Here is a 25,355-nt window from a genome sequence, read left to right on the forward strand (position 1 = left end):
TTTGGCGCGGCGATGTACCTGCGGGGGCGCCCATGGTGAGCAGCCCCTCTGCTACGCCCGCCAGCGCCCTCAGCGCCCACGCCATCACGGCCCACATGGGGCCGTGCGCCATCCTGCACGACATCCACCTGGCGCTGGCGCCGGGGCGCTGGACGAGCATCGTCGGCCCCAACGGCGCGGGCAAATCCACCCTGCTGCGCGTGCTGGCCGGGCTGCAATCCTGCACCGGCAGCGTGCAGCTGCTGGGCCGCGCGCTGGCCGACTGGCCCCGCCGCGAGCGCGCGCGCACGCTGTCGTGGCTGGGGCAAAACGAAAGCGCCGCCGACGACCTGACCGTGTACGACGTGGCCATGCTCGGGCGCCTGCCACACCAGGCCTGGCTGGCCCCGCCCAGCAGCGCCGACCACGCCGCCGTCGAGCAGGCCCTGCGCGCCACCCAGGCCTGGGACTGGCGCACGCGGGCGCTGGGCCAGCTCTCGGGCGGCGAGCGCCAGCGCGTGCTGCTGGCGCGCGCCCTGGCCGTGCAGGCGCAGGTGCTGCTGATGGACGAGCCCCTGGCCAACCTCGACCCGCCCCACCAGGCCGACTGGCTGCTGCTGGTGCGCGAGCTGGTAGCGCGCGGCCACACCGTGGTCAGCGTGCTGCACGAAGTCTCTTTTGCCCTGCAAGCCGATGACGTGGCCGTGCTGGCCGCCGGGCGCCTGCGCCACCACGGCAGCACGCAAGACGCCGCCAGCCACCGCGCGCTGGAGCAGGTGTTTGACCAGCGCATCGCCATCACCCAGGCCGCCGGCATGTGGCTGGCGCTGCCCCGGCTGGAGCGGCCAGCAGCGCCCGCGCCCAGCGCCGCAGCGCCTGTGTCGGCCTGAATCGACACGCACCCGCATCGCATTGCACTGAACCGCACACGCACCTATTTTTGGAGTCCCCATGCAGATCGAAACCCCACCCCAAGACAAGCCCTACGACAAACCCGAAGGCGAGCGCCGGGGCCTGGTCATCGTCAACACCGGCGACGGCAAAGGCAAAAGCACAGCCGCATTTGGTCTGGCGCTGCGCGCGCACGGGCGCGGCAAGGCCGTGAAGATTTACCAGTTCATGAAAGTGCCCACCGCACGCTTTGGCGAACACCGCATGTTCGAAAAAATCGGCATCCCCATCGAGGGCCTGGGCGACGGCTTCAGCTGGAAAAGCCAAGACCTCGAACACTCAGCCCAGCTGGCCCGCGACGGCTGGGAAAAAGCCCGCGCCGCCATCCTCTCGGGCGAGTATTTTCTGGTGGTGCTGGACGAAATCACCTACCCGCTGATTTACGGCTGGTTGCCCCTGGACGGTGTGCTCGAGACCCTGCGCAACCGCCCCAAGGACGTGCATGTGGTGTTCACGGGCCGGCGCTGCCCGCCAGAAATCATCGAACTGGCCGACACCGTGACCGAGATGACGCTGGTCAAGCACGCCTTCAAAGCGGGCATTCCGGCACAGCGCGGTATTGAGGATTGAGGCATGGCCTGCCCTGAGCCCGAACCGCCCGCGCACGCCTTCCCCGAGGCCGAGCAGCGCGGCGTGTACCGCGCCATCCACGAGCGCCGCGACATGCGCCACTTCAGCGGCGGCAGCGTCGCGCCCGAGGTGCTGCGCCGCCTGCTCGAGGCGGCCCACCACGCGCCCAGCGTCGGCTTCATGCAGCCCTGGCGCTTTATCCGCATCACCGATACCACCTTGCGCGCGCCGCTGCACGCGCTGGTCGAGCAAGAGCGCATCCGCACCGCGCAGGCGCTGGGCCAGCGCCAGGAAGAATTCATGCGCCTGAAAGTGCAGGGCGTGCTGGAGGCTGCCGAGCTGCTGGTGGTGGCCCTGGCCGATGGCCGCGAGCAGCATGTGTTTGGCCGCCGCACCCTGCCACAGATGGATGTGGCATCGGCCAGCTGCGCCATCCAGAACCTGTGGCTGGCCGCGCGCGCCGAAGGGCTGGGCATGGGCTGGGTGTCGATTTTTGACCCGCTGGCGCTGGCGCAGCTGCTGGGCCTGCCCGCAGGTGCCGAGCCCATCGCCCTGCTGTGCCTGGGGCCGGTGCAGGCGTTTTACGACCAGCCGATGTTGCAGCGCGAGCGCTGGGCGCAGCGCGCGCCGTTGGAATCACTGGTGTTTGACAACACCTGGGGCCATGCCAGCGCGCTGTGGGCCGAGCCACCCGCCGGAGCCGCCGGTGTCTGAGTGGCTGGGCTGGTGCGCCCCCCCGTGGGCGCTGGGCGGGGCCACCGTGCCCCTGGCGCTGCTGGTGGCGCTGGTGGCCGACCGCCTGCTGGGCGAGCCCAGCGTGCGCTGGCACCCGGTGGTGTGGATGGGGCAGGCGCTGGGCTGGGCAGGTCAGCGCGTGGCCCCGGTTGCCGACACCGGGCGAGATTGGAAGTCTTTTTGGCTTGGAGCGCTGGCGTGGTGCGCGCTTGCAGCTATTATTTTGATAGCTTTTGTGGCGCTGCAAGCGGCGGTGCTGGCCGCGTTGCCCGCCGCACCCGGCCTGGCCCTGATGGCTTGCACGCGCGACACGCTGGAAGGCCCCGGCGTGGGACTGCTGGGCGCCACGCTGGTGCGGGACGTGCTGCGCCTGCTGCTGGCCAGCGTGCTGCTGGGCCTGCTGCTCAAGCCGCTGATGGCGCTGGCGCTGCTGCAAAGCGAGGTGCGCGCCGTCGAGGCCGCGCTGGCCGAATCGCTGGACGCGGGCCGTGCCCGCCTGGCCTGGCTTGTCAGCCGCGATGTGGCGCAGCTCAGCGCCGACGAAGTGCGCCAGAGCGCCATCGAATCGCTGGCCGAGAACTTGAACGACTCGGTGGTGGCGCCGCTGTTCTGGTTTGTGGTGGCTGGTTTGCCCGGTGCTGCGCTGTACCGCCTGGCCAATACGGCCGATGCCATGTGGGGCTACCGCAGCCAGCGCGATGGCCGCTACTGGGAATGGGCGGGCAAATGGGCCGCCCGCGCCGACGATGTGCTGTCGTGGTTGCCCGCGCGCATCACGGCGCTGCTGCTGGCGCTGGTGGCGGGCGGCGTGCCGCTGCGCGCGCTGGCGCAGGAGGCGCGCAAAACGCCATCGCCCAACAGCGGCTGGCCCATGGCCGCCATGGCGCTGGCGCTGGGCGTGCGCCTGTCCAAGCCGGGCACCTACTGCCTGCACGCCGAGGGCCGCGCGCCCACGCCGCAGGATGCCCAGCAGGCGCAAAAAATAGTGTCTAAAGTGGCTCTAGCCCTGGCGGGGTGCGCGCTGGTAGCTCTTGTTTTGATAGCTATGAACGGAATGCGCCATGCTTGATGCTTTGCCCGTCCACGGCGGCACGGATGCGCAGGGAGCGGCGCGCTACGACTTTTCCACCAACAGCAACGCGTGCGGCCCGTGCCCGCACGCGCTGGCCGCTGTGCAGCAGGCCGACGCCAGCCGCTACCCCGACCCGGCCTACACCGCGCTGCGCCAGCGGCTGGCCGCCTTCCACGGCGTGGCGCCCGCGCGCATTGCCCTGGCCGCCAGCGCCAGTGAATTCATCTTCCGCATCACCGCCTGGGCTGCGCGCCAGGGCGTGCACCAGGTGCTGCTGCCGCCCCATGCCTACGGCGACTACCGCCAGGCCGCGCAAGCCTGGGGGCTGGAGGTGCGGCTGCAACCAGCCGATAGCGTTACATCTGCTGCGCTGGCCGATGGCGTTGCGCCCGCCGCCCCGCGCTTGCTCTGGGCCTGCGATCCGGCCAGCCCGCTGGGCCACGCGCCGCAGGGCTTGTCAGCGTGGGCGGGGCCATGCGGGCCAGCGCCAGGGCAGGCCGTGGGCGTGCTCGACTGCGCCTATGCGCCGCTGCGCCTGTCGGGCCAGCCTGCGCTGACCAGCGCCGAGCGCGAGTGTGTCTGGCAGCTTTTCAGCCCCAACAAGGCCCTGGGGCTGACGGGCGTGCGCGGCGCCTACGCCATCGCTCCTGTGGGCGCCGAGGCGGCGGTGCAGGCGCTGCAAGCGCTGTGTCCCTCGTGGCCGCTGGGCGCACACGGCGCCGCCATGCTGCACGCCTGGTGCGACGACGCCAGCCAGCACTGGATGGCCAGCGCGCTGCACACCCTGCGCGCCTGGAAAGCCGAGCAGATCGCCCTGTGCCAGCAACTGGGCTGGACGGTGCTGCCCAGCGTTGCCAACTTCTTGTGCGTGCGCGATGTGCTAGCGCCCGTGGCCCGCGACCTGGCCTGTGCAGAGGCTGGCACGGAAGCCTCCTCCCCAGCTTGGTCCGCGCTGCTGACGCACCTGCGCGCGCAGGGCATCAAGGTGCGCGACTGTGCCTCGTTCGGTTTGCCCGGCCACTGGCGCCTGGGCGTACTGGCGCCGCAGGCGCAGGCAGCGCTGCGGCGGGCGTGGCATTGCCGCTGAAGCATTCCCTTACACTGCCGCCCCGATGGATAGCTGGGCGTTGCCTGGCCGCCTGATCTCCATCCGTTGTGCCCCAGACCCGTGAATACTTCTCCATTTCGTTTGCGCGCGCTGTGCGCCTCCCTGGCTTTTTTTGCAATCTCGGCGCCCAGTCTGGTGCAGGCTGCGTCGCCAGCACCGTTCATCATTGCACCCATGATCGAAGGCCAGGGCTACTGCCAGGCTGGCAAGGCGGCGCCCAAACTGGAGCAGGCACTGGCCCTCTGTGCCCAGCGCAATGATCCCGGAGTGAAAGAGCTGGCCAACGCCCTGAACGCGCTGGAGCCCGGCGGCGCCAAAGGGGCGGTGCAGGTGGGTTACACCGTGGGCATCAACCTGCTGGAGCAACCCGCGCAGGGCGAATTCAACCCCTTTGGTTTTCTGACGACGGCGCTGAGCGCTATCGACCGCCCGGTGGTCATTTACCTGTTTGCCAACCACTTTGCAGGCACCACCGCACAGCCTCCGATAGCGGCAGACGCCCTGGCCCGGTTTGCCGACCAGTCGGCGCCGGTAGAAAAATACTTCCAGCGCCAGATTGCCCCTATCACCCTGAGTAACCAGCCGGGGTTGAGCATCAACCAGCAGCGGCAAAAAGCCCTGGCCAAGGTGGGCCAGTGGTACCGGGGTCTGCCCCAGTCCTCGCGCAACAAAATCATCGCCTTCACCCTGGCGGGCGAGTTGCACCATTTTTACGATGATTTTTCGACCGGCATGGGGCGCTTTGACAACATCCGCATCACCGATTACAGCCCTGCCGTAGTGCGTGATTTTCAGGGTTGGTTGCGCCAGCGTTACGGCAGCGTGCAGGCGCTGAACCGGGCACTGGGCGCCGAGTTCCAAGATTTTGCGCAGGTGCAGCCACCGTCCAAAAACCTGCAATCGCAGCGGCTGGCGCATTTCAGCGAGCACTTTGACAGTTATGCCCACGGCGTGGTGCCCGTCGAGGGCTGGCTGGAGCGCCTGGCACCGGGGCAGCAGATTCGCGTCTACCTCAACGGGGTGGCGCTGGGCTACGCCGAATACGGCCTGAACCGCCAGGATGTGTACGAGGCGGTGCCCGACCTCAAGACGGCGCAGGTGGGTTTTCGTTACCTGCTGGACTTCAGCCAGTTGCCCCGGGGACAGCACACCTTGCAGGTGAGGGTGGAAGGCCCCAAGGGCTACGAGCTGGCACACACCAGCCTGTCGGTGATGGGCAACAGCCAGGCGGCCATCCAACCCATCCCGGGCAGCTTGCCCGCAGGCGTCGGTGTGCCCAAGGGACTGAAGTTTTACCTGGATCGCCCCGCCCAGCAGATGGCGGTGTTCTACAACCCGCTAGCGCGCGATTGGCTGGACTTCCGCTCGGCGCAGGTCACGCGCGCTTACGAGCACTGGCTGGACGCCAGCGTGGCCGTGGGCCTGCCCGCAGACCGCCTGTTCAGCCACCAGATCGCTGTGGCCACGGTGGGTGGCTGGAATCCGGTGCTGTTTGCCTCCGATGCCAGTTTGCAAGGCCCGCAGCGCTACAAAAAAGGCATCAACGTGTATGGTGGTTCTGCCAGCATGGCGCTGCTGCGGCGCCACTATCTACAGCCCGGTGAAGTCTTTGGCGTGCCCGAGTTCCATACCCAGGCCTGGAAAGACCCCACGGTGCCCGCCAAGGTGCTGCGCGATTTTCAGCAGGGTGGGGCGCGCTTCATCTCGCCGTACTTTTTGTCCATGGTGCCGGATAAGTACCGTGACCAGCCCAACGCGCACGACAAGTTCCGCCTCTCGCCCGGCAATATCGACTTTGGCTCCCACCACCTGTACCGTGCCATGGTCAAGATCGCCCAACAGTAAGCTGCACGGCCCGCCCAGCACCGCAGCCCCACCCAGACAGGAGCCCACTTTGCACCCCAAACACCCTCGCATCGGTCTGGCGCTGGGCAGCGGCTCGGCGCGCGGCTGGGCTCACCTGGGCGTGATCCGGGCGCTGGAGCGCGCGGGCATCGTTCCCGACATCGTGTGCGGCACGTCGATTGGCGCGCTGGTTGGGGCTGCTTATGCAACCGGCGAGCACGAGCGCTTCGAGCAGTGGGTGCGTGGCCTGACCTGGTCATCCGTGGTTGGTCTGGTGGACTGGAAAATGGGCGGTGGCCTGATGGCGGGCGGCAAGCTGGCAGCATTTTTCCGCTCGCGCTATGCCGATCCGGGCATAGAGCATTTGCCCAGGCCCTTTGGCTGCGTGGCCACCGACCTGGCCAGTGGCCGCGAGGTCTGGCTGCGCGAAGGTTCGGTGATCGATGCTGTGCGCGCCTCCATCGCGCTGCCAGGCCTGTTCACCCCAGCCTTGCAAGAGGGGCGCCTGTTGGTCGATGGCGGACTGGTCAACCCCGTGCCCGTGTCACTGTGCCGCGCCATGGGCGCCGACATCGTCATTGCGGTGGATTTGAACTGGGAGCTGGTGGCACGGCGCAGGCGCCCCGTGAAAGATGTACAGGCCGCCGCAGCCCTGGCCCAAAGCGGCATGATGGAGGCGCTGCTGGCGCGCTTTCGGCCCGCTGGAGGCCCGCAGGTGCCGCACAACATGCCCTCTTTATTGGGCGTGATGAGCGCCAGCCTCAACATCATGCAGGTGCGCATCACGCAAAGCCGCCTGGCCGGTGAGCCTGCCGACGCCATGATCCGCCCACGCCTGCCCGATATGGCGGCGATGGACTTCCACCGGGGCGCCGTGGCCATCGAGGCAGGCGAGCGCGCCACCGAGCTGGCGCTGCCCCTGATCCGCGGGCTGCTGGAATGACAGCCCCGCCCTTTGCCTTCTGAACCCATGACCGCCACTGAACCCCTGCATCCCACCACCCCTGGCCCCGCGCGCTGCGTGATGGTGCTGGGCACCACCAGCGGCGCTGGCAAGAGCTGGCTGACCACCGCGCTGTGCCGCTACTATGCGCGCCAGGGCCTCAAGGTGGCGCCCTTCAAGGCGCAGAACATGAGCAACAACGCCCGCGTGGTGGTGGCCCCCACGCTGGCCCCTGCGGGTGCTGCGCTGCCCCCCGGGGGGGCGCACCCCGGCTTCGGCAGCGCGTCCGGCGCCGGGGGGGGCGGCCCGAGCGGCGCGCTGGGCGAGATCGGCAGCGCCCAATACTTTCAGGCCCTGGCCGCGCGCGCCACGCCCGAGGTGCGCATGAACCCGCTGTTGCTCAAGCCCGAGGCCGACACGCACAGCCAGGTCGTGCTGATGGGACAGGTCAGCGCAGAACTCACCGCCATGCCCTGGCGCGGCCGCAGCGAGAAAGTCTGGCCGCAGATTGCCGCCGCGCTCGACGCCCTGCGGGCCGAGAACGACGTGGTCGTCATCGAGGGCGCGGGATCGCCCGCCGAGATCAACCTGCACGCCAGCGACATCGTCAACATGCGCGTGGCCCGCCATGTGGGCGCACGCTGCCTGCTGGTGACCGACATCGACCGGGGTGGCGCCTTTGCCCACCTGTACGGTACCTGGGCGCTGCTGCCCCAAGACGAACGTGCGCTGATCCATGGCTTTGTGCTCAACAAGTTCCGGGGCGACGCGGCCTTGCTGGCGCCCGCGCCGCAGATGCTGCAAGAGCTGACCGGCGTGCCCACCGTGGCCACGTTGCCCATGTGGTGGCAGCATGGTCTGCCAGAGGAAGACGGCATTTTTGACGACCGCAGCGTGGCCGCTGGCGTGGTGTGCAAAACCGTGGCCGTCATCGCCTACCCGCGCATCAGCAACCTCGACGAGTTCCAGCCGCTCAAGAACGTGCCCGGCCTGCGCCTGCTGTGGGCGCGCAGCCCCGCCGACCTGGGGGGGCTGCAACCCGGCGATTGGGTGGTGCTGCCCGGCTCCAAGGCCACGGCGGCCGATTTGGCCTGGCTGCGCGCGCAGGGACTCGACAGCGCCGTTGCCGCGCACGCAGGCCGGGGCGGTGCCGTGCTGGGTATTTGCGGTGGCCTGCAAATGCTGGGCGAGGCGCTGATTGACCCCGATGGCATCGACGGCAACGGCCCCGGTCTGGGCTTGCTGCCGCTGGTCACGGTGTTCGAGAGCGCCAAAACCGTGCGCCACACGCAGGCGTGCTTTGGCGATGTGTTGGCCGGGCCGTGGGCGGGGCTGTCAGGCACCACGGTGTCTGGCTACGAAATCCACCATGGCCAGACCGCCCAGCACCCGGCCATGGCCGCCAAGGGCGATGTGGCCCGCGAGGTGTTGCCGGGGCTGGCCTGGCAGAACCCGGCGGGCAATGTGCTGGGCCTGTACCTGCACGGCCTGCTGGAAGACCCCGCCGCGCTGCAAGCCCTGTTCGGCGCCGCCGTGCCCACGCTGGAGAGCGTGTTCGAGGGGATGGCCGACTATGTGGCGCGCCACTTCCAGGCGGGGGTGCTGGACGCGCTGGTGGCGGATTAAAACAAACCACCCTCCTGGCCAGGGTATGCAAAGGCGGCGGGCAACCCCCAGTGCTGTGCGCCGCCTACGGCTTGCCGTCCATGGCGATATACCCGGCAAATGCGTAGCCCACGCTGCGCACGGTTTCCACCGGTAGTTCGGCGGCAGTGGCTGTTTTGACCTTGCTGCGCAGCCGCCGAAAAATGATTTCCATGCGGCGCGGGTCGTAGAGGTCAGGCGACTGGCCCAGGCATTCGACCAAGCGGTCCCGCTGAACGGCTGTGCCTGGCACGCCAGCAAGGCAGCTCAGCAAGCTCATTTCAATATGGGTCAATTTGACGACCTGGCCCGTCGGCGCCGTCAGTGTCCAGGCGGTGGCATTGAGGTGCCACACGGGTGACTGGGCCTTGCCTGCCTTGCGCAGCAAATTGGCCACTAGTGCGCTCATTTCCTCCAGTGCTACGGGTTTGACCAGATAAGCATGGGCGCCTGCCCGCACACCAGCCACGCGGTCGCTGCCCGTGCTGCGGGCAGTGCTGATCAGAACGATCTTGTCGAGCAGGTCGGTTCTGCTTTGGAGCCAGTGCAGGCCATCACCGTCAGGCAATCCGAGGTCGAGCAGGAGGACATCAAAGCCATGCGTCAGCATCCAGTGCTCGGCGGCCCGCAGACCGCGCACGCCATCGGCTGCATAGCCGTCCATGTTGAAAAACTCGACCATGGCTTCGCGCAGGTCGGTTTCGTCTTCTACGACCAGAATTCTGGCTTTGCTGTTGCTGTGCACGTTGATGGTTCCTGCGCTGCCGTGGGTTCGTGCGGCAACCAAATACAGAAGCGGCTGCCCTGGCCCAGGGTGCTGGCCAGCTCGATCTCGCCCATGTGTGCTTCCACAATGCGTTTGACGAGGTTCAAGCCCAAGCCCATGCCGTTGACTGGCCCTTCCGGCGCCACCCGGTAGAAGGCTTCGAATACCTTTTGCTGCTGATCGTCCGCGATGCCTGCCCCTTCATCGGCAACGGCAATCCCCACTTGCCCGGGGCGGCGGTGGATACTGATGCTGACCACCGTGCCAATGGGCGAGTATTTGCACGCATTTTCAAGCAAGTTGCCCAGCGCATTGGCCAAAAGCCCCGGGTCGGCCCAAATGGTGTGCATGCCACCTGCCAACTCCAGCCGTATCTGGTGGTCGGTAGCGAGTGCGTTGTCTTCCATCCACTGGCGCAGCCACTGGCACAGATCAATCGGCTCTTTGTGGATGGTTTCCAGGCTGCCCTCCAGCCGCCCTTTGCGCAGCCATTGTTCAAACAAGGCATCCAGGCGCTTGAGCGCGGCCAGCATGACCCGCGAACGCTGCTCCCAGCGGGGCGTGCCCAGCTCGGCCTCTTTGCGCAAAAGGCTGAGTTGACCACTCACGATGGCCAGGGGGTTGCGAAACTCATGCGAAATCAATGACCCGAAGCGCACGTACTGGGCCAGCGTTTCTTTCTGGCTGGTCAGGGCTTCGCTCAGTGCGTGGGTTCGTTGGGCCACGGTTCTTTCGAGCCGTTCTTCTGAGCGGTGCAGCATGTCGTTGGACTTTTTCTGCGTGGCCAGTGCTGCACTCAATGACTGCTGCATTCGTTCGCGCTCTGTGTGCATGCTGTCTGCCAGCGCCAGAGAAAACAGCAGCATCTCAATGGCTGAAGCGATTTGCAGCGCATAGGCGGTCAGGCCGTTCGTAGGCAGGTAGCCAAAGGCACGCAGGGCAGCGACCAGTCCCCCCAGCGAAAGGGCAAACCAGGCGAGCAGAAAAAACCGCACCTCCCGCTCTCCTGATGCCCACGCTTTGGCGCAAGCGACCAGGATGATGAACACCGTCAAGACCGTCAGTGAAGCAAATAGCCGGTTCAGCAGGCTGACTGCCGTGGTCGACCCCATGGAGGCGATCAGTCCGGCGCAGATGAGCAAGCACACCACCGCACTGGACAGTAAAAGCTTGTCCACCACCTTGAAGCGGCTGCGGGTTTTGAGAAACACGCGTGCAAACTCGGCAGCAAAGACCGTGGCCAGGCACAACAGCGCACCTTGGGCTATTTCATCAAAACGCGGGGAGTCGGGCCACAACACCAGCCGCCCCAATCCGTTGCCCGCGTAGATGCCCATCCCGAAGGTGGCTACGTAGCCCGAATACAAGAGCAAGCGCACATCGCGCAGCCCGGCAAAAAGGAACAAGTTGTACAGCAGCAGTGCCAATACGCTGCCGTAATACAGGTATTGCAGCGCCAGGTCGCGGTGTTCTTTTTGTGCAAATGCTGCGGCTTCGTGCAAGCGCACAGGCACCGTGAGTGCGTAGCTGGAGGTGGCACTGATATAAAAATCCGCCGGGGTTTCTTCCAGGTCCAGCGGAAAAACAAAATAGCGGTGAAAGTAGGGCCGACTGGCCAATGGGAACAGGCTGCCCGTGTGGACTGCAGGCTGGCCAGGGGCATAAAACGATAGCGACGTCAGATTGCCGTAGGGCACTTCCAGAAGCCAGTGGTTGGGGGTGTCGGTGGTGCGCTGCAACCGAAACCTGAGCCAATAGGTGGAGGCGCTCATGCCGACATTGAAGTCTTCGCCATTGGTTGACTGCGGCTGGAATCGTGCAGCCATTTCTGGCGCTGACACCTCCTCCCAAGAGAGTGCATGTGTGGGGTCTTCAAGCACCTCCACCAACGGCGACACGCTGACGTTGGTGGCCGCCACCGCGATTTCCAGTGCCCATGCCTGGCTGCCAAGGCACGCACAGATCCAAAGCAGAAGCTGCGCTAGCTTTTTGATCTCCATGGGCGTATTCAGTCCTGTCGGAATATGTCGGAACTCGTCGAGTTACAGCCTTGTTACCGGTAGAGCCGCTTTCTAGACTCACCCCCACCGGACACCGTGTCCCCGCAGCAGAACCCCGCGCCATGCCGAAAACTTTATCAGAAGCCAGCCAACACGCTGTGCGTGCTCCGTCGCCATCTTGTTCGTCCCTGCACGCCAGATTTCTGGTGGCAATGGCCATGGGTTTTACGGCCTTGGCCGCTTGCGCCGCAGTCGATAGCGGCCCCACAGTTGCAACGGAGTATGGAGCGGTTCAAGGCGCGGTGCGCCACGGTGTGCGTGAGTTTCGCGGCATCCCGTTTGCAGCAGCCCCTGTCGGCGCATTGCGTTGGGTCATGCCCCAGCCTCCACAGGCTTGGACAGAGCGCAGTGCCGTCAATTTTGGACCCAGCTGCGCACAGCAAAAGCGGTTTGATCTGACCCAGGAAAGCAATGCCGAAGACTGCCTGAGCCTCAATGTCAGTGCGCCGCTGGATGCCAGGCCGGGGGAGAAGCTGCCGGTGTTTTTCTGGATTCACGGGGGGGCTTTTGTGGGTGGTTCGTCCAGCCTGTATCGACTGGACAAGCTCGCCCGCGAGGGCCGGATGGTGGTGGTGTCGGCCAACTATCGGTTGGGCGTGTTCGGATTCATGCCCCATCCCGCATTCGACGCGGCAAGCAACGGCACTTTGGGGTTGGAGGATCAACGCTTTGCACTGTCATGGGTGCAGCGCAACATCGCCGCCTTTGGTGGCGATGTTGGCAACGTCACCATTGCGGGGGAGTCCGCTGGCGCAGGCTCTATTTGCCAACATCTGATCAGCCCCGAGCGCGTCAGTGGCTTGTTTCACAAGGCCATTGTCATCAGCGGTGGGTGCTTGCAGGCAATGCCTACCGTGCAACAAGCCTTGACCGGGCTGGATGCGGAGCCACCCACCTGGAAGAAAGTGGCGCGGTCCGTCGGGTGCGACACCGATACCGCCCCTGCCAGTGCCGCCGCACTGGAGTGCATGCGCAGCAAAAGTGTTGACGAGCTGCTGACTGCCCAAGGTGCAGCCAGCCACGGGATCATGGCATTCGGCCCCAGCACCGGCAACGCCACGGTGCCGCGGTCTGCCGCCGATGCGGTTGCTTCTGGCGCGCTGGCCCGTGTTCCGCTCATGATGGGTGGTGCGCGCGATGAGCTTCGGTTGTATGTGGCCTACACCACGCTGTTTCCACCCAAAGAGCAGCGTTTCGATGTCGATACGCTCAAGAAAGTCTGGCTGCCCGCTTTCTATGGCCCCAAAGCATCCACCTACGACGCCATCATTGCCGAGTACGGTGCAGCCAACGGCTTTGACGGTGCAAAGATGGGCTCCATGGCGTCTGATTTTTCACCATTGGTGGGTATCAACCATTGTCTTTACCTCAAAACAGCCCAGGCGTTTTCTCCCTGGGTGCCAGCGATTTACCAGTTTGAATTTGCAGACCCGAATGCACCTGTGCTGGGCATAGGTATTGCCAAGGGAATGGACCCCGGATTTGCACTGGGTGCGGTTCACTCTTCGGAACTCAATTATTTGTTTCCCAACCTGTCTAACACGGCGGCGATAGATGGGCCGGATCTCTCTCTTGCCTCGCAGCAACTTGCTGACCACATGGTGCTGTATTGGTCTGGGTTTGCACGGACAGGTTCGCCAGAGGCTGCCCCGCTGCCTGCCTGGCCTCGGTATAGCGGCGGCGCAACTGTGCAGCAGTTGGCGCCTGGAGATATTCGGCCTTATGACGCTTATGCCCAACACCGGTGTGCATTTTGGTCTCGGATGTACCCATAAGCCAACAAATGTGCAATTGCGGCAATTTTTACCGTTAGCTATCCACCATGGCCGTCAAACGCAGACACACAGACCGGGTATGGCCTGACTTCATCGACTACTTTCGCCAGGATTTCCGGCGTGAAGTGCATGGTTGGGTTCGGGTTTTTCAGTATTTTGGTATTTACATTCCCATTTGCTTGGTTTTTTTGGTGGGGTTGGTGTTTTATATCGATCCCTTTCCGCCCAAAAAGGTGTATCTCGCCACAGGGCAGCAAGGCTCCTCGTACTATGCGCTGGCAGAAAAGTTCTCCAACTACTTTCGCCAGCATGGGGTGGAATTGGTGCTGGTTGAGACCCCGGGCCTGGACCAAGGCCTGAGGGATATCCAAGACGTCAATAACCAGGTCAATGCGGGTTTCATGATGGCCGGTACGGTGCCATCGGAGCGGGCTCCCGATCTGGTGTCTTTCGGGAGCCAAAAATACTCACCGGTATGGGTTTTTTACCGTGGGGCTGCACCCGATCCACAGAACCCCCTTGCCGACTTGCTTCGGCGGCGGATGGCAGTGGGCCTGCCCGACACCACAACCCGCAAGCTGCTGGAAAGAATACTCAGCCTGCACGGGATGAAGTTTGAGGTGGGAGCTAACCATTTGGAGCTGTCGCACAGAGAGGCTGTTGCGCGCTTTGAAAGTGGAGAAATCGATGCCGTGTTCTTGGTGGATGGCATTGAGGCAGAGACGGTTCAGCGCTTGTTCAAGGTGAAGGATCGCGCTCTCGTCGATTTTGGTTTGATAGATGCCTATATCAAGAAAATCCCTTTTTTGGAGATTGTGACCTTGCCGCGTGGAGCTGCGGACATTGCCAATGTTTACCCGCCACAGGAGACCAGGTTGCTCGCATCCACCGTCACGCTGGTTACAGAGCGGGACATACATCCGGCCATTCAGTGGCTTTTTCTGCGTGCGGCAGAAAATATCAGTTTGAATCGGGATGAGTTTTTCTCCAAGCCGGATTATTTTCCGAAGTATTTAGACCATAAAGTTCCACTCAGCGATGTGGGAGAGCGCTATTTTGGCGGTGGCATGCCAACCGTGTTCAAGTATTTTCCACTCTGGGTTGCTACCGTGATTGATGGCATGGGGGTTATTTTGTTGGCAATTTTTGCCATCTTGTGGCCGCTGTTCAGCAAAACCTTGTCGCTGCGAAACTACCCGTCAGACAAATGGATATACGATTATTGGCAGGATCTTCGGGATCTTGACGATGATCTGCATTTGATTGAAAACGCCGCTGATGCACAAACCATCATTGACGCACTGGACGAAATGCTGGCCGAGGTCAATGAAACCTGGGTAGATGACTCGTTGATCCACCGCTATTACGGCCTGCGCCGCACCATTGCCGATATCCGTGCCCAAGCGTCCCAGCACCTGGAGAAATTCGGTGCGCCAGTCGCCCTTTGAATCAGGACGCAACCAGATGGGCAATACCCAGCAAGTGCATCGGATTGCCGATGACATCACAGCCCACCTCACGTTGCGACGCGGCTGCTTGTATCTCGTGACAAAACAGGTGCACGTCCTGGCGGGTGTGGCTGTGACCGCAGAGGACGGGGCATCTATCGGCATCATCAATGGCCGCGTTCCCGGCGGCAGCCTTCAGCGCGCCGCACTCATTTTTGATGCCGGATCAAGTTTGCAGGCCAGGCGCTTGAGCATCCGCGCCACCAACCGCCATGGTGTACCGCAAAAGCACCCAGACAACGGTGGCGTCTGGTTTTTCGGTGCCCACCACCGCGCGGACAAAGACGGAATGCAAATTCGCAAGACGCGCGCCACGCCGCTGTCTTTCTTTCGCGCCAAACGGTTGAGCGCGTACTACCTGGGGCGCGGTGATGCCCCCGATGGTTCTGCCAAAGCCCGCCATGACAACGCCCACGGATTGGACGACCTGGATGGTGTGTCGGTCATGGGCGTCGGGTTTTGCGAATGGAACATTGCAGAGGTGTACAGCCGTGGTTCTGGTGATGACGGATTCGATCTCCAGAACTCGGCCATCATGCTGCGTCGCCTCCTGATCGATAACCCGACCGAGGATGCCTTGAATATCAGCAGCAGCCGCCTGGACATCGTGGATGAGTTGCGCGTCACCATGACCCGCCGTGGCGAGCGCTCCGGTGAAGATGCCGACCGTGACATTTTTGACCTGGAAGTGGATGACTCGCCCTCGCAAGTGGTGCTGCACCGGGGAGCGCGCGTGAAACTGCATGGCGTCTTTGGCGACGAGGTGAGATTAGCGTCGAAGGACATGCCGCAGCCCCGCACAGAAGGCCGCTTTCTGTACCGTTTTCAGGGCCGGTGTGACCAGGATGTGGCCATCGTTTATTCGATCAGCGAAGACTGAGGGGGAGCGGTCATCGGTGTGTGCCGTACTGGCCGGTGCCGCTTTGTTTTCTCCCGTTGGCAGGATGCGGGTGGTTTTTTGGGTGGGCAGCGAGGCTAAAACAACTGGCTGGCACCCGAAAAGTCTGCCGTTTGGAGCGCCAGCTCGCGCAGCAGGGGCACCAGCGGGCGCAGGTTGTCGCGCCGCCACTGGAAAGCGTAGGGCAGGGGGGCCAGGGGCGGGTTGCTCTCCAGAATGCGCAGCCGCCCGCGCTGCGCCAGCGCCCAGGCCCAGCCCTCGGGCAAAAATCCAATCCCCATGCCCTCTACCAGCAGACCGGCGATGGCGCCCCAGTGGTTGCAGGTCAGGCGCTGCTCGGCGGTAATGCCCTGGGCCAGCAGCCAGTCGTCCAGGATGCGCGTGGTGCCTGCACCGGCAGGCAGCGTGACCAGGGCTGCGTGCTCCAGCAGCGCGGGTGACATGCGCCGGGCGTTGCCCACCACGCTGGCCGATGCCGTCCAGACAAAGCGTGCCTCGGTCAGCCACTGTGAGGCGATGCCGCTGCGCGAGGAGCGTCCGGCAATCACTGCAAAGTCGAGTTCGCCCCGCTCCAGGCCGTCTTCCAGTGCGCTGCCAATGTCCACGCGCGGCTCCAGCACCAGGGCCGGGTGGGTCTGGCGCACCAGCGCCACCAGCTTGGGCAGCCAGGTCAGCGCCGTCAGCTCTCCCACCCCAAACGTGCAGCGGCCCGACAGGCCCTGCGGCGCCGCCGTGCCCGCCTTCAGCGCGGCAGCGGCTTCAAGCAACTGGCGCGCCTGGGGCAGCAGCGCCTGGCCCGCCTCGGTGAGTGTGGCGCGGTGGCCGCTGCGGTCGAACAGGGTGCGGCCCAGCGATTGCTCCAGCTCCGTCAGGCGCTTGGACAGCGACGAGATCGACAAATGCACCCGCTGCGCCGCCGTGGTGAAGTTGGCGCAGGTAGCAGCCCAGTAAAAGGCTTCCAGCTGTTTGAGGGTCATGGTGGCAAAACGGCAGGGCGCACGGTGGGGTGGTTTCGATAAAGGCGAAATGGATATTTCTAATTATTTCGCTTTTTTGAATTTTTGGGCGGGACTACATTGCAGCTTCCGGCATTTGCCCACCACCGTTTTCCTTGCGCCTGCCCATGACCACCGCCCCCGCCCACACCCCTGCTGCACCGCACCCGCCGCGTGTTTTGCAGCGCATGCTGTCTTTGCACGACTTTGAGGCCGAGGCGCGGCGCAGGCTGCCCCGGCCCATTTTTGGCTACATCGCGGGTGCGGCGGAAGACAACCGTTCGCTGCAAGACAACCGCAGCGCGTTTGACGACTACGGCTTTACCACGCGCGTGCTGGTGGACGTGTCGCACCGCAGCACTGGCGTGGAGCTGCTGGGGCACCGGTACGCCGCGCCGTTTGGCCTGGCGCCCATGGGCATCAGCGCGCTGTCCACCTACCGGGGCGACATCGCGCTGGCCCGCGCTGCGCAGGCTGCACAGGTGCCCGCCATCTTGAGCGGCACCTCGCTGATCCCGCTGGAGGAGGTGATTGCCGCCGCACCCGGCACCTGGTTCCAGGCGTATTTGCCGGGCGACCCGCAGCGCATCACCGCGCTGGTCGAGCGCGCTGCCCGCGCCGGTTTTGAGACGCTGGTGCTCACGGTGGACATTCCCGTCTCGGCCAACCGCGAGAACAACGTGCGCACCGGGTTTTCGACACCGCTGCGCCCCAGCCTGCGCCTGGCCTGGGACGGCATCACGCACCCGCGCTGGCTGGCGGGCACGTTTTTGCGCACGCTGGTGCAACACGGCATGCCGCACTTCGAGAACTCGTTTGCCACGCGCGGCGCGCCCATCGTCTCGCGCAACGTGCTGCGCGACTTTTCTGCGCGCGACCACCTGAATTGGTCGCACCTGGCGCAAATCCGCCGCCAGTGGCAAGGCCGGCTCATCGTCAAGGGCGTGCTCAGTGTGGCCGATGCGCTGCTGGCCCGCGAGCACGGTGCCGATGGCGTGATCCTGTCCAACCACGGTGGCCGCCAGCTCGATGGCGCGGTGGCGCCGCTGCGCATCCTGGCCGACGTGGTGGACGCTGTGGGTGACTGGCCCGTGATGGTCGATAGCGGTTTCCGGCGCGGCAGCGACGTGCTCAAGGCGCTGGCGCTGGGCGCGCGCTTTGTGTTTGTGGGCAGGCCCTTCAACTACGCCGCCGCCGTGGCGGGCCAAGCGGGCGTGGCCCATGCCATCGAGCTGCTGCGCCAGGAGGTGGACCGCAACATGGCCATGCTGGGCGTGAACCACTGCGGCGAGCTGCACCGGGGCCAACTGCTGCGCCGGGGCTGAAGGTTTTTGGTTTTCCCCACGGTGCAAGGCACTTTTTTGACGCGATTTACAAGGAGACAAGCATGCGTTTGATTTTGTCGTTGATGGCCGCCGCAGGCCTTTTGAGCGGGGCACTGCCCGCCCTGGCGCAAGCCGATGCCTACCCCTCGCGGGCGGTGCGTCTGGTGGTGCCGTTTGCCGCAGGGGGCACCACCGACATCATTGCGCGGGTGGTGTCAGACAAGATGGGCGCGGCCCTGACCCAGCCCCTGGTGGTGGACAACAAGGGCGGCGGTGGCGGCGCCATCGGTGCGCTGGAGGTGGCCCGCGCCCGCCCCGACGGCTACACCCTGGGCATGGCCACCGTGTCGGCCACGGCCACCAACCCGGCCATCAACCCCAAGCTGCCCTACCACCCGCTGACCGACTTCACCCCCATCATCAACCTGGCGGCCACGCCCAATGTGATTGCGGTACACCCCTCGTTTCCGGCGCGGGACTACGCAGGCTTTGTCGCCGAGCTGAAGAAAAATCCCGGCAAATACAGCTACAGCACGGCAGGCACCGGCTCCATCGGTCACCTGCAAATGGAGCTGTTCAAAAGCCTGGCGGGCACCTTTCTGACGCACATCCCGTACCGGGGATCAGGCCCCGCCCTCAACGACACGGTGGCTGGCCAGGTGCCCATCATCATGGACAACCTGCCCTCGGCCCTGCCGTTCATCAAAGAAGGGCGGCTGGTGCCCATCGTGGTGTCTGCGCCCGCGCGCGCCAGCGTGCTGCCCAAGGTGCCCACCTTCCAGGAAGTGGGGCAAGAGCCGGTGAACCGCATGGCTTTTTACGGCATTTACGGCCCCAAGAGCCTGCCCAAAGACGTGGTGGACAAAGTCCATGCCGCCGCCATGAAAGCGCTGCAAGACCCTGGCGTGCGCAAGCGCATCGAAGACACTGGCTCCCTGGTGGTGGGCAACTCGCCAGCCCAGTTCACGCAGCAAATTGCCGCTGAATACGAGATCTACCGCAAGACCGTAGAGCGCCAGAACCTCAAGCCCGATTGATCGGCCCACACCCCCCGGCCAGACCGGGGCTGCCGTGGACAATGGCGCCTGCGCTTTTTTCCTGAAACCCCGGTATCCCCATGCAACTGCCTTTTGAGCTTCCCCGCGCCGCCGATCTGTCCGACCCCGCGCTGACCCGCACGCTCCAGCACCAGCTGGACCACAAAACCAAGCCCCTGGGCGCGCTGGGCAGGCTCGAAGCCCTGGCCCTGCAACTGGGCCAGATTCTGGGCACCGACCAGCCCACCCTGCAAGCGCCGCAAATGGTGGTGTTTGCAGGCGACCACGGCTTGGCCGCGCGGGGTGTATCGGCCTACCCCAGCGACGTGACCTGGCAGATGGTGGAGAACTTTCTCGCCGGGGGCGCCGCCGTCAGCGTGCTGGCACGCCAGCACGGCCTGGCCCTCACGGTGGTCGATTGCGGCGTGGCCCGTGACATCGCACCGCGCGCGGCTACCCCCGGCCAGCCGCAACTGCTGTTGCACAAAGTGGCGCCTGGCACGCAAGACGCCAGCGTCGGCCCCGCCATGACCGCCGCCCAATGCGCCCAGGCCCTGCACAACGGCATGGAAGTGGTGCGCGCGCTGCCCGGCAACGCGCTGCTGCTGGGCGAGATGGGCATAGGCAACACCTCGGTGGCGTCGCTGTTGCTGGCGCGGCTGTGCGGCGTATCGCTGCAAGACTGCACCGGCGCGGGCACCGGCCTGGACGCCGCAGGCATTGAGCGCAAACGCGCCGTGCTGGCGCAGGCCCTGGCCGCCAATGCCACGGCCACCGAGCCACTGGCCGCACTGGCCGCGCTGGGCGGCTTTGAGGTGGCCACCATGACCGGCGCCGTGCTGCAAGCAGCACAAGAACGCCGCGTGATCGTGGTCGATGGCTTTATCACCAGCGCTGCCGTGCTGGTGGCTGCGCGCCTGCAACCGGCGGTGTTGCAGCGCTGCGTCTTTGCCCACAGCTCTGGTGAGCCCGGCCACGCGCTGATGCTGGCGCAGTTGCAAGCCAAGCCCCTGTTGGACATGGGCCTGCGCCTGGGCGAAGGCTCGGGCGCCGCGCTGGCCTGGCCGCTCTTGCAATCGGCCTGTGCTGTTCTGCGCGAGATGGCCAGCTTTGAAGCGGCGGGGGTGGCGACGCAGGGTGGGTGAGGCGGCTGGGTTTAGTTGCTGCACGCGCGGCCTACGCAGGGCCGGTGGCGTACAGAATTTGCTACTGAATGAATAGCTACTAGCACCTGCAATTAAAGGGCTGGAGGCTGAATTGGCTGTAAATGTGGGTGGCCAGGGCCGTGGGCAAAAAACATCCTTGTCCCACCAGAAATAAAGTTTTAGTATTACTGGCGTAATTACTTAAAGGCATTCCATGCACACTCTCAAACTCACCCAGGTCGGCAACTCGGTTGGTGCCATCTTTCCGAAAGAGTTGCTGGCGCGCTTGCAGCTGGAAAAAGGCGACGAGCTGTATGTCACCGAAACCCCCGACGGCCTGCGCATCACCACGCACAACCCCGAATTTGAAGCGCAGATGCGCGTGGCGCGCGAGATCATGAAAGAGCGCCGCGCCGTTTTGCACGAGCTGGCCAAATGACCCGCGAATGGGTCTGGCTGGATCGCGCCGTCATCCTGGCCATCCATGACATGCAACTGGCCGAGCACGGCGGCGGCGCAGGCGTGCGCGATGCCGGTTTGCTCGATTCGGCCTTGGGCAAGCCGCTGCAACTACAGGCCTATGGCGACCCACCGCCCGATGCTGCGGCGCTGGCGGCGTCGTATGGCTACGGCATCTCGCGCAACCATCCTTTCATCGACGGCAACAAGCGCACCGGTTTTGTGGCGGCAGAACTGTTTTTGCGCCTCAATGGCCAGGAGCTGCGCGCTGACGACGCCTCGTGCGTGCTCACCATGCTGGCCGTGGCCGCTGGCGACATCTCCGAAGCAGACTTTGCCGCCTGGCTGCGCGCCCACAGCGCGCCGCGCTCTTGAGCCTTGAGCACATTCTGCTGAAAAATTTCAAGTCTTTTTGGCCTCCAGCACCCGTGCAGCGAGCGCAAGCAGCTATCAAAAAATGATTTTTTGGAGCGCCTGTGTGCCCAGCGTTTTGGGGCGGTGGCTGGTGCCGCGAGCGTGGTGGCACCCACCGTGACCCGTTGACCGCCGCGCTGTCAGCGCCGCCGCCGGTACGTGCCGGGCGTCATCGCATGGTGAACCTTGAAGGCGCGCTGCATGTGCGCCTGATCGGCAAACCCCATCGAGTGCGCCGCATCCGCCAAGGCTATGCCCTGCGACAAAAGCCGCCTTGCGCCATTGATGCGCAGGTTCTGCAAATAGCCACCGGGCGTCATCCCAAAAGCCGCATGAAAGCGCCGAATGAACTGTGAATCGCTCATGGCGCACGCCTGGGCCAGCTCTTTGACTGTAATGCGCCGCTCCATCTCTGTGTGCATGGTGTCTATGGCGGCCACCAGATCGGCAGGCACCGTGGCCGGGTGTTCCGCGCCTTCTGGGCGGGCATGGCGTGCAATCCACTGCGGCAATTGGGCCGCCAATGCGCTGGCCGCGCAGTCGGACGTGATCGGCTGGCAAAAACCGTCCACCGCCTGCGTAAACGCCGCATCGTTGGCGTGGCGTGACAAAAACGCCAGCCCCTCGCAAGGCAGCGCACGGCCCCACACCTGTGCCACCGCGTGGTGCAGCCACGCCGCATCGATAAACAGCATCCGGTAAGACCACGCCTGCCGGACAACGGGGTTGCACGCGTGAACGATGCCCGGCTCGATCAACACCACCGATCCGGCCATGACCGGGTGCGAACCGTCCGCATGGTGGAATGTGGCGCAACCCTGGTCGACGATACCCACCGAATATTCGGCGTGTGAGTGCGCCCGGTAGCAGTCGAACGTCTGGGTGCTGACGCGCAGCTCGGCCCACGGCGCTGCCGGGTGGCGATGGATGCGGTGCTGGCGGTGCTGGGGCATAGGGCGGTGTGGACTCAGCGCAGCATACTGGCCACGCTGAGCAGCAGCAAAACGCCCATCATCTGGTTGAATGCCTTTTGGCGTGGGGCCGGGCCCAACCAGCGCGACAGCACCCGGCCCGCCACCGCCCAGCAGCCCACGCCCAAGCAACACGCCAGCAGCGAGACGCCGCAAAAAAGCCAGTACGCAGTCTGCCCATCCGCTTGTGGCACCACGAACAGCGCGATGCCCGACAGCGCCACTATCCAGGCCTTGGGGTTGAGCGATTGCGTGATGCCCCCTTCCATGAACGCCATCAGGGCAGAGTGCTGCACTGGCGCCGCATCGGCCTGCAAATTGACCAAGGGCGCCGTGCTGATGCGCCAGGCCAGGTAGCTGAGGTAAGCGGCACCGCCCCATTGGGCGGCCTGGGCGATGGCCGGGTCGTTGACCAGAAATTCACTGCTTTTTCCCATGAGCCAGACGACCAGGGTGTAGCTCAGGCTGGCGCCCAGCACATACGCCATGGCGGCCCCCCAGCGGGCGCTGGCACCGTGGCGCACCGCCAAAACGTTGACCGGGCCGGGCGTGATCGATCCGATAAGGGCAAAGGTTGCCATCGCAAACAAAAGCTCGGTCACCAAAAAACCTCCCTGACGGTTCAGTCCAAAAGGCCCAGTGTGCTGAGACACGCGGGGTTCGTATTGAACAGAATTGCGCCGGGCTGGGCCGTGGCCGCGCCACGCGGCCCGTCCACGGCAGGAAAAGCCACCACCCGCAGCGCCATCGCCGCCACAGGGGGGGGCAGGCGGTTCCCGAATTTCAGTGCAGGATTTTTTTGAGGTGTTTTAGGTCTCCAGCGCTCGTGCAGTAAGCGCGAGCAGCTATCAAAAAAGGAGTTGATTGGCACTTGCGCCCACACCACCGTCTGCGCCCAGGACGCGCCCGGTGTTTGGTGCAGTGCTGCGTTGAAAGGGTAGCGCGGGGGAGAGATTGCTACTGAATCAGTAGCTGGTAGCGCACGGCAGACAGGCCCTAGAAGCTGATTTTGGGGTTGACCAGTGTGCGGGGTGCATGGTGATATTGGCGTAAGACGGATTTCGGCCTCAAGCAGACTGATGTGAGACCTCTCCAAAAACAGCCATTGCAGCTGGTGGCTTAGGAAAAAATAAAAATCGCTTTATTCTCAGGCATAATAATGGATTAACAGATTTCTTCATTGAGACTATCAAAAATAAATCCATCCAAGTCAGCAAACACATGAGTAAAAAATAAATGTCAAAATCAAATCAAGCAGATAAAACGCTTAATCTATATCCAATTGACTACCCATTTGAGACGCTTTCATCTCGTATTCGTGCAAATCCACCAAAGCTAAAACTAGATCCAGATTTTCAAAGAAAATATAAATGGGATAAAGAAGGGTGGGAAAGAGCTTCTCGGTTTATCGAATCATGCCTCATGAGAATTCCTCTGCCTGCATGTTATTTTGCAGAAAAGGAAGATGGCACGCATTTGGTGATAGATGGAGTGCAGCGACTCACCACTATTGAGAAATTTTTTAATAATGAATTTTCCCTTGAGGGATTAACCTCTTTCGAAGAGCTAGAAGGAAAAAAATTCTCAGAGTTAGGGGGGTATAGGGCTGAACTGGAAGCAACGACAATTCGTTGCATTATCCTAAGAAAAGAGAATCCAGAATATTTGATTCAAGAGATTTTTTCTCGTCTAAACCAAGGTGCTGTAAAACTTTCAGACCAGGAAATTAGACATGCAATATACCCTGGCTCACTAAACGATCTACTACTTGAGCTTGCAAAGACCTCTGCCATCGCGAATTTTGGTAACACTACTAAAGACTCTCGAGAAGGAGAGGAGTTAGTGCTACGGTTTTTCGCCTTGCAAGATGATCTCGCTGGCTATGAAGGGCGTCTATCACGGTTTTTGGATTCATACATGAGAGAAAACGCGAAGGCGCCTGAGGTAAAGCTACGGAAGTTAAGGGGATCTTTTATCAGCACCCTTGGCATTTGCCACCAAATTTTCGGAGAAACTGTATTTACAGACACAACCAAAGACAGGCCGCTGCAGAGCATAGTTCACTATGATCTGCTCATGAATAGTCTATATAAATACAAAAAATCTAAGATAATCGGCAAGGAAGCGAAAATTCAACAGGCCTTCGAGGAGCTATGTAAAAATAGCGAATTCCAGCGAACCCTATCAGGGGGTATACAAAATAAAGTTTCAATTTTGAAACGCCGAGAGCTTTGGGAGAAATTACTTAAACCAATAATGGTGTAATCATGGACTTGAACGAGAAATCCGAGACTTTCAAGGATGGACTTCGTGAGCTCGAGGCCATGGTTGGAAAGACTGAACTAGCAGTTATTGGTGGCGCCGAAACAACGCCTCTGATAACCAATAACGTCAACTTTTACACAAAATCTTTTCTAATTTCCGCGTGTGCTCACTTGGAGATGTGCATCAAAGAAATAGTTTTTGAAATAGCAAAGGATATTGATGCAAGACTTTCATCTGCCGCAATCCCATCGTCGGTAATAGAGTGGCGATTAGGTCAAAAGAAAAAATCAGACTCTTCGTTAATATCAAAAAAACTACTAAGTATCAACATGACTAAAAAAGAAGTCGACGACTTGGTTTCAGGAAATGTATACCGAACCAAGGAGGCGTTAGCGCTGGTTGGCATTGAATTGGCTGCGGAAAAAGTCCAGTGGGAATTATGGAAGGATTCAATTCAGGCAATAGTTACACGGCGGAATAATATCGTTCATCATAATGATGATGCATCTGATTTATCTCTTGGTGATATTAGGTCTTATATCAAATCAATAATTAATTATATTGATTTCGTTATTAATGCTTGCCATTTTCAGCATGACATTGGCCTGCCAACAAGTAATGTGCCAGTTGCCTAAAGGTGGCATGTGAGGATGCCATGACTCACCAGCATCTATCAGATTGATCGCGAGGTTTTGCAGGACATCCCTAGATGCCAACACTGGCCTATCCTGAGGCGCTTTAGTTGCCAGTATTGGTGCCCTCCGCCTGTGGCTCCGGCGCCGGTGAAATGAGGCGTTATTGACTAGAAATAAAACAACTTGAATCAAGCGGCATATTTGACAGAATCCTTCCCAAAAAACTGCTGCACCTTTTTGGGCGATTTCTGCAAA

23 protein-coding genes are annotated in these 25,355 nt (G+C 62.7%); 18 read left to right on the plus strand and 5 right to left on the minus strand.

Annotated elements, in window-relative coordinates:
- Positions 1 to 32: 32 nt before the first annotated feature.
- From EV674_RS10035 to EV674_RS10070, 8 genes are all read left to right on the plus strand, one after another.
- A complete protein-coding gene (locus EV674_RS10035) occupies positions 33 to 869 on the plus strand; it encodes an ABC transporter ATP-binding protein (RefSeq protein WP_119013326.1) in 837 nt (278 codons plus the stop codon).
- A gap of 61 nt (positions 870 to 930) precedes the next feature.
- Positions 931 to 1,500, plus strand: a complete 570-nt coding sequence (cobO, locus tag EV674_RS10040; protein WP_119013327.1) for a cob(I)yrinic acid a,c-diamide adenosyltransferase — start codon at positions 931 to 933, stop codon at positions 1,498 to 1,500.
- Between the two features lie 3 nt (positions 1,501 to 1,503).
- Positions 1,504 to 2,214 carry a 5,6-dimethylbenzimidazole synthase gene (gene bluB / locus EV674_RS10045; protein WP_119013328.1) on the plus strand — a complete coding sequence of 237 codons (711 nt, stop codon included), beginning with the start codon at positions 1,504 to 1,506 and terminating at the stop codon, positions 2,212 to 2,214.
- Positions 2,207 to 3,304: an adenosylcobinamide-phosphate synthase CbiB gene (cbiB, locus tag EV674_RS10050; protein ID WP_374761680.1), complete on the plus strand. Its 1,098-nt coding sequence runs from the start codon at positions 2,207 to 2,209 to the stop codon at positions 3,302 to 3,304. Before bluB ends, cbiB begins: the two co-directional genes overlap by 8 nt.
- A complete protein-coding gene (locus EV674_RS10055) occupies positions 3,297 to 4,394 on the plus strand; it encodes an aminotransferase class I/II-fold pyridoxal phosphate-dependent enzyme (protein ID WP_119013330.1) in 1,098 nt (365 codons plus the stop codon). The genes cbiB and EV674_RS10055 overlap by 8 nt, the downstream gene beginning before the upstream one ends.
- Before the next feature lie 81 nt (positions 4,395 to 4,475).
- Positions 4,476 to 6,260, plus strand: coding sequence for a beta-galactosidase (locus EV674_RS17760; RefSeq protein ID WP_132750424.1), 1,785 nt, complete (start codon positions 4,476 to 4,478; stop codon positions 6,258 to 6,260).
- 49 nt (positions 6,261 to 6,309) lie between these two features.
- Positions 6,310 to 7,203, plus strand: a complete 894-nt coding sequence (locus EV674_RS10065) for a patatin-like phospholipase family protein (RefSeq protein ID WP_241524939.1) — start codon at positions 6,310 to 6,312, stop codon at positions 7,201 to 7,203.
- A 27-nt stretch (positions 7,204 to 7,230) separates the two neighbouring features.
- The gene (locus EV674_RS10070; protein ID WP_165887088.1) at positions 7,231 to 8,829 is read left to right on the plus strand and encodes a cobyric acid synthase; all 1,599 of its coding nucleotides are present in this window, start codon (positions 7,231 to 7,233) and stop codon (positions 8,827 to 8,829) included.
- A gap of 64 nt (positions 8,830 to 8,893) precedes the next feature.
- On the opposite strand, the gene EV674_RS10075 is transcribed toward EV674_RS10070, so the two are convergent.
- Together EV674_RS10075 and EV674_RS10080 are read right to left on the minus strand one after the other, a co-directional pair.
- Entirely contained in the window at positions 8,894 to 9,592 is a 699-nt protein-coding gene (locus EV674_RS10075; RefSeq protein WP_119013332.1) for a response regulator transcription factor, read from the minus strand.
- The gene (locus EV674_RS10080) at positions 9,556 to 11,532 is read right to left on the minus strand and encodes a sensor histidine kinase (protein ID WP_165887089.1); all 1,977 of its coding nucleotides are present in this window, start codon (positions 11,530 to 11,532) and stop codon (positions 9,556 to 9,558) included. The genes EV674_RS10075 and EV674_RS10080 overlap by 37 nt, the downstream gene beginning before the upstream one ends.
- 299 nt (positions 11,533 to 11,831) lie before the next feature.
- Between EV674_RS10080 and EV674_RS10085 the strand changes: the two genes are divergently transcribed.
- From EV674_RS10085 to EV674_RS10095, 3 genes are all read left to right on the plus strand, one after another.
- Positions 11,832 to 13,448, plus strand: coding sequence for a carboxylesterase/lipase family protein (locus tag EV674_RS10085; protein WP_119013350.1), 1,617 nt, complete (start codon positions 11,832 to 11,834; stop codon positions 13,446 to 13,448).
- Positions 13,449 to 13,495: 47 nt separating this feature from the next.
- Positions 13,496 to 14,896: a TAXI family TRAP transporter solute-binding subunit gene (locus EV674_RS10090; protein WP_119013334.1), complete on the plus strand. Its 1,401-nt coding sequence runs from the start codon at positions 13,496 to 13,498 to the stop codon at positions 14,894 to 14,896.
- 133 nt (positions 14,897 to 15,029) lie between these two features.
- Entirely contained in the window at positions 15,030 to 15,836 is an 807-nt protein-coding gene (locus tag EV674_RS10095) for a hypothetical protein (protein WP_132750425.1), read from the plus strand.
- Between the two features lie 95 nt (positions 15,837 to 15,931).
- Here the strand turns inward: EV674_RS10095 and EV674_RS10100 are convergent, their stop codons facing one another.
- Positions 15,932 to 16,831: a LysR family transcriptional regulator gene (locus EV674_RS10100; protein WP_119013336.1), complete on the minus strand. Its 900-nt coding sequence runs from the start codon at positions 16,829 to 16,831 to the stop codon at positions 15,932 to 15,934.
- 146 nt (positions 16,832 to 16,977) lie between these two features.
- Here EV674_RS10100 and EV674_RS10105 point away from each other — a divergent pair, with 146 nt between their 5' ends.
- From EV674_RS10105 to EV674_RS10125, 5 genes are all read left to right on the plus strand, one after another.
- Positions 16,978 to 18,174, plus strand: a complete 1,197-nt coding sequence (locus EV674_RS10105; RefSeq protein ID WP_119013337.1) for an alpha-hydroxy acid oxidase — start codon at positions 16,978 to 16,980, stop codon at positions 18,172 to 18,174.
- Between the two features lie 62 nt (positions 18,175 to 18,236).
- A complete protein-coding gene (locus EV674_RS10110; RefSeq protein WP_119013338.1) occupies positions 18,237 to 19,211 on the plus strand; it encodes a tripartite tricarboxylate transporter substrate binding protein BugE in 975 nt (324 codons plus the stop codon).
- A gap of 80 nt (positions 19,212 to 19,291) precedes the next feature.
- Positions 19,292 to 20,356: a nicotinate-nucleotide--dimethylbenzimidazole phosphoribosyltransferase gene (gene cobT, locus EV674_RS10115; protein ID WP_119013339.1), complete on the plus strand. Its 1,065-nt coding sequence runs from the start codon at positions 19,292 to 19,294 to the stop codon at positions 20,354 to 20,356.
- 214 nt (positions 20,357 to 20,570) lie between these two features.
- Positions 20,571 to 20,795 carry an AbrB/MazE/SpoVT family DNA-binding domain-containing protein gene (locus EV674_RS10120; RefSeq protein ID WP_086912047.1) on the plus strand — a complete coding sequence of 75 codons (225 nt, stop codon included), beginning with the start codon at positions 20,571 to 20,573 and terminating at the stop codon, positions 20,793 to 20,795.
- Complete coding sequence (locus tag EV674_RS10125; RefSeq protein ID WP_119013340.1) at positions 20,792 to 21,190, plus strand: type II toxin-antitoxin system death-on-curing family toxin; 399 nt, start codon at positions 20,792 to 20,794, stop codon at positions 21,188 to 21,190. Before EV674_RS10120 ends, EV674_RS10125 begins: the two co-directional genes overlap by 4 nt.
- Positions 21,191 to 21,369: 179 nt before the next feature.
- On the opposite strand, the gene EV674_RS10130 is transcribed toward EV674_RS10125, so the two are convergent.
- The gene (locus EV674_RS10130; RefSeq protein WP_119013341.1) at positions 21,370 to 22,182 is read right to left on the minus strand and encodes a helix-turn-helix domain-containing protein; all 813 of its coding nucleotides are present in this window, start codon (positions 22,180 to 22,182) and stop codon (positions 21,370 to 21,372) included.
- Positions 22,183 to 22,196: 14 nt separating this feature from the next.
- Positions 22,197 to 22,802 carry a LysE family translocator gene (locus EV674_RS10135; protein ID WP_119013351.1) on the minus strand — a complete coding sequence of 202 codons (606 nt, stop codon included), beginning with the start codon at positions 22,800 to 22,802 and terminating at the stop codon, positions 22,197 to 22,199.
- Positions 22,803 to 23,436: 634 nt separating this feature from the next.
- On the opposite strand from EV674_RS10135, the gene EV674_RS10140 reads away from it, so the two are divergent.
- Positions 23,437 to 24,465 (plus strand): DUF262 domain-containing protein, encoded by a 1,029-nt coding sequence (locus EV674_RS10140; RefSeq protein WP_119013342.1) that lies wholly within the window; start codon positions 23,437 to 23,439, stop codon positions 24,463 to 24,465.
- A gap of 2 nt (positions 24,466 to 24,467) precedes the next feature.
- On the plus strand, positions 24,468 to 25,100 hold the full coding sequence (locus EV674_RS10145; RefSeq protein ID WP_132750426.1) for a HEPN domain-containing protein: 633 nt from the start codon (positions 24,468 to 24,470) through the stop codon (positions 25,098 to 25,100).
- The last annotated feature ends 255 nt before the right edge of the window (positions 25,101 to 25,355 follow it).

This window comes from Simplicispira metamorpha, assembly GCF_004341365.1.
Classification (GTDB): domain Bacteria; phylum Pseudomonadota; class Gammaproteobacteria; order Burkholderiales; family Burkholderiaceae_C; genus Simplicispira; species Simplicispira metamorpha.

Coding starts and splice junctions, on each gene's coding strand:
- EV674_RS10070 (WP_165887088.1), top strand. CDS start 7,231: ATGACCGCCACTGAACCCCTGCATCCCACCACCCCTGGCCCCGCGCGC.
- EV674_RS10085 (WP_119013350.1), top strand. CDS start 11,832: ATGGGTTTTACGGCCTTGGCCGCTTGCGCCGCAGTCGATAGCGGCCCC.
- EV674_RS10140 (WP_119013342.1), top strand. CDS start 23,437: ATGTCAAAATCAAATCAAGCAGATAAAACGCTTAATCTATATCCAATT.
- EV674_RS10110 (WP_119013338.1), top strand. CDS start 18,237: ATGCGTTTGATTTTGTCGTTGATGGCCGCCGCAGGCCTTTTGAGCGGG.
- EV674_RS10090 (WP_119013334.1), top strand. CDS start 13,496: ATGGCCGTCAAACGCAGACACACAGACCGGGTATGGCCTGACTTCATC.
- EV674_RS10035 (WP_119013326.1), top strand. CDS start 33: ATGGTGAGCAGCCCCTCTGCTACGCCCGCCAGCGCCCTCAGCGCCCAC.
- EV674_RS10125 (WP_119013340.1), top strand. CDS start 20,792: ATGACCCGCGAATGGGTCTGGCTGGATCGCGCCGTCATCCTGGCCATC.
- cobO (WP_119013327.1), top strand. CDS start 931: ATGCAGATCGAAACCCCACCCCAAGACAAGCCCTACGACAAACCCGAA.
- cobT (WP_119013339.1), top strand. CDS start 19,292: ATGCAACTGCCTTTTGAGCTTCCCCGCGCCGCCGATCTGTCCGACCCC.
- EV674_RS10120 (WP_086912047.1), top strand. CDS start 20,571: ATGCACACTCTCAAACTCACCCAGGTCGGCAACTCGGTTGGTGCCATC.
- EV674_RS10105 (WP_119013337.1), top strand. CDS start 16,978: ATGACCACCGCCCCCGCCCACACCCCTGCTGCACCGCACCCGCCGCGT.
- EV674_RS10055 (WP_119013330.1), top strand. CDS start 3,297: ATGCTTGATGCTTTGCCCGTCCACGGCGGCACGGATGCGCAGGGAGCG.
- bluB (WP_119013328.1), top strand. CDS start 1,504: ATGGCCTGCCCTGAGCCCGAACCGCCCGCGCACGCCTTCCCCGAGGCC.
- EV674_RS10130 (WP_119013341.1), bottom strand. CDS start 22,182: ATGCCCCAGCACCGCCAGCACCGCATCCATCGCCACCCGGCAGCGCCG.
- EV674_RS10145 (WP_132750426.1), top strand. CDS start 24,468: ATGGACTTGAACGAGAAATCCGAGACTTTCAAGGATGGACTTCGTGAG.
- EV674_RS10100 (WP_119013336.1), bottom strand. CDS start 16,831: ATGACCCTCAAACAGCTGGAAGCCTTTTACTGGGCTGCTACCTGCGCC.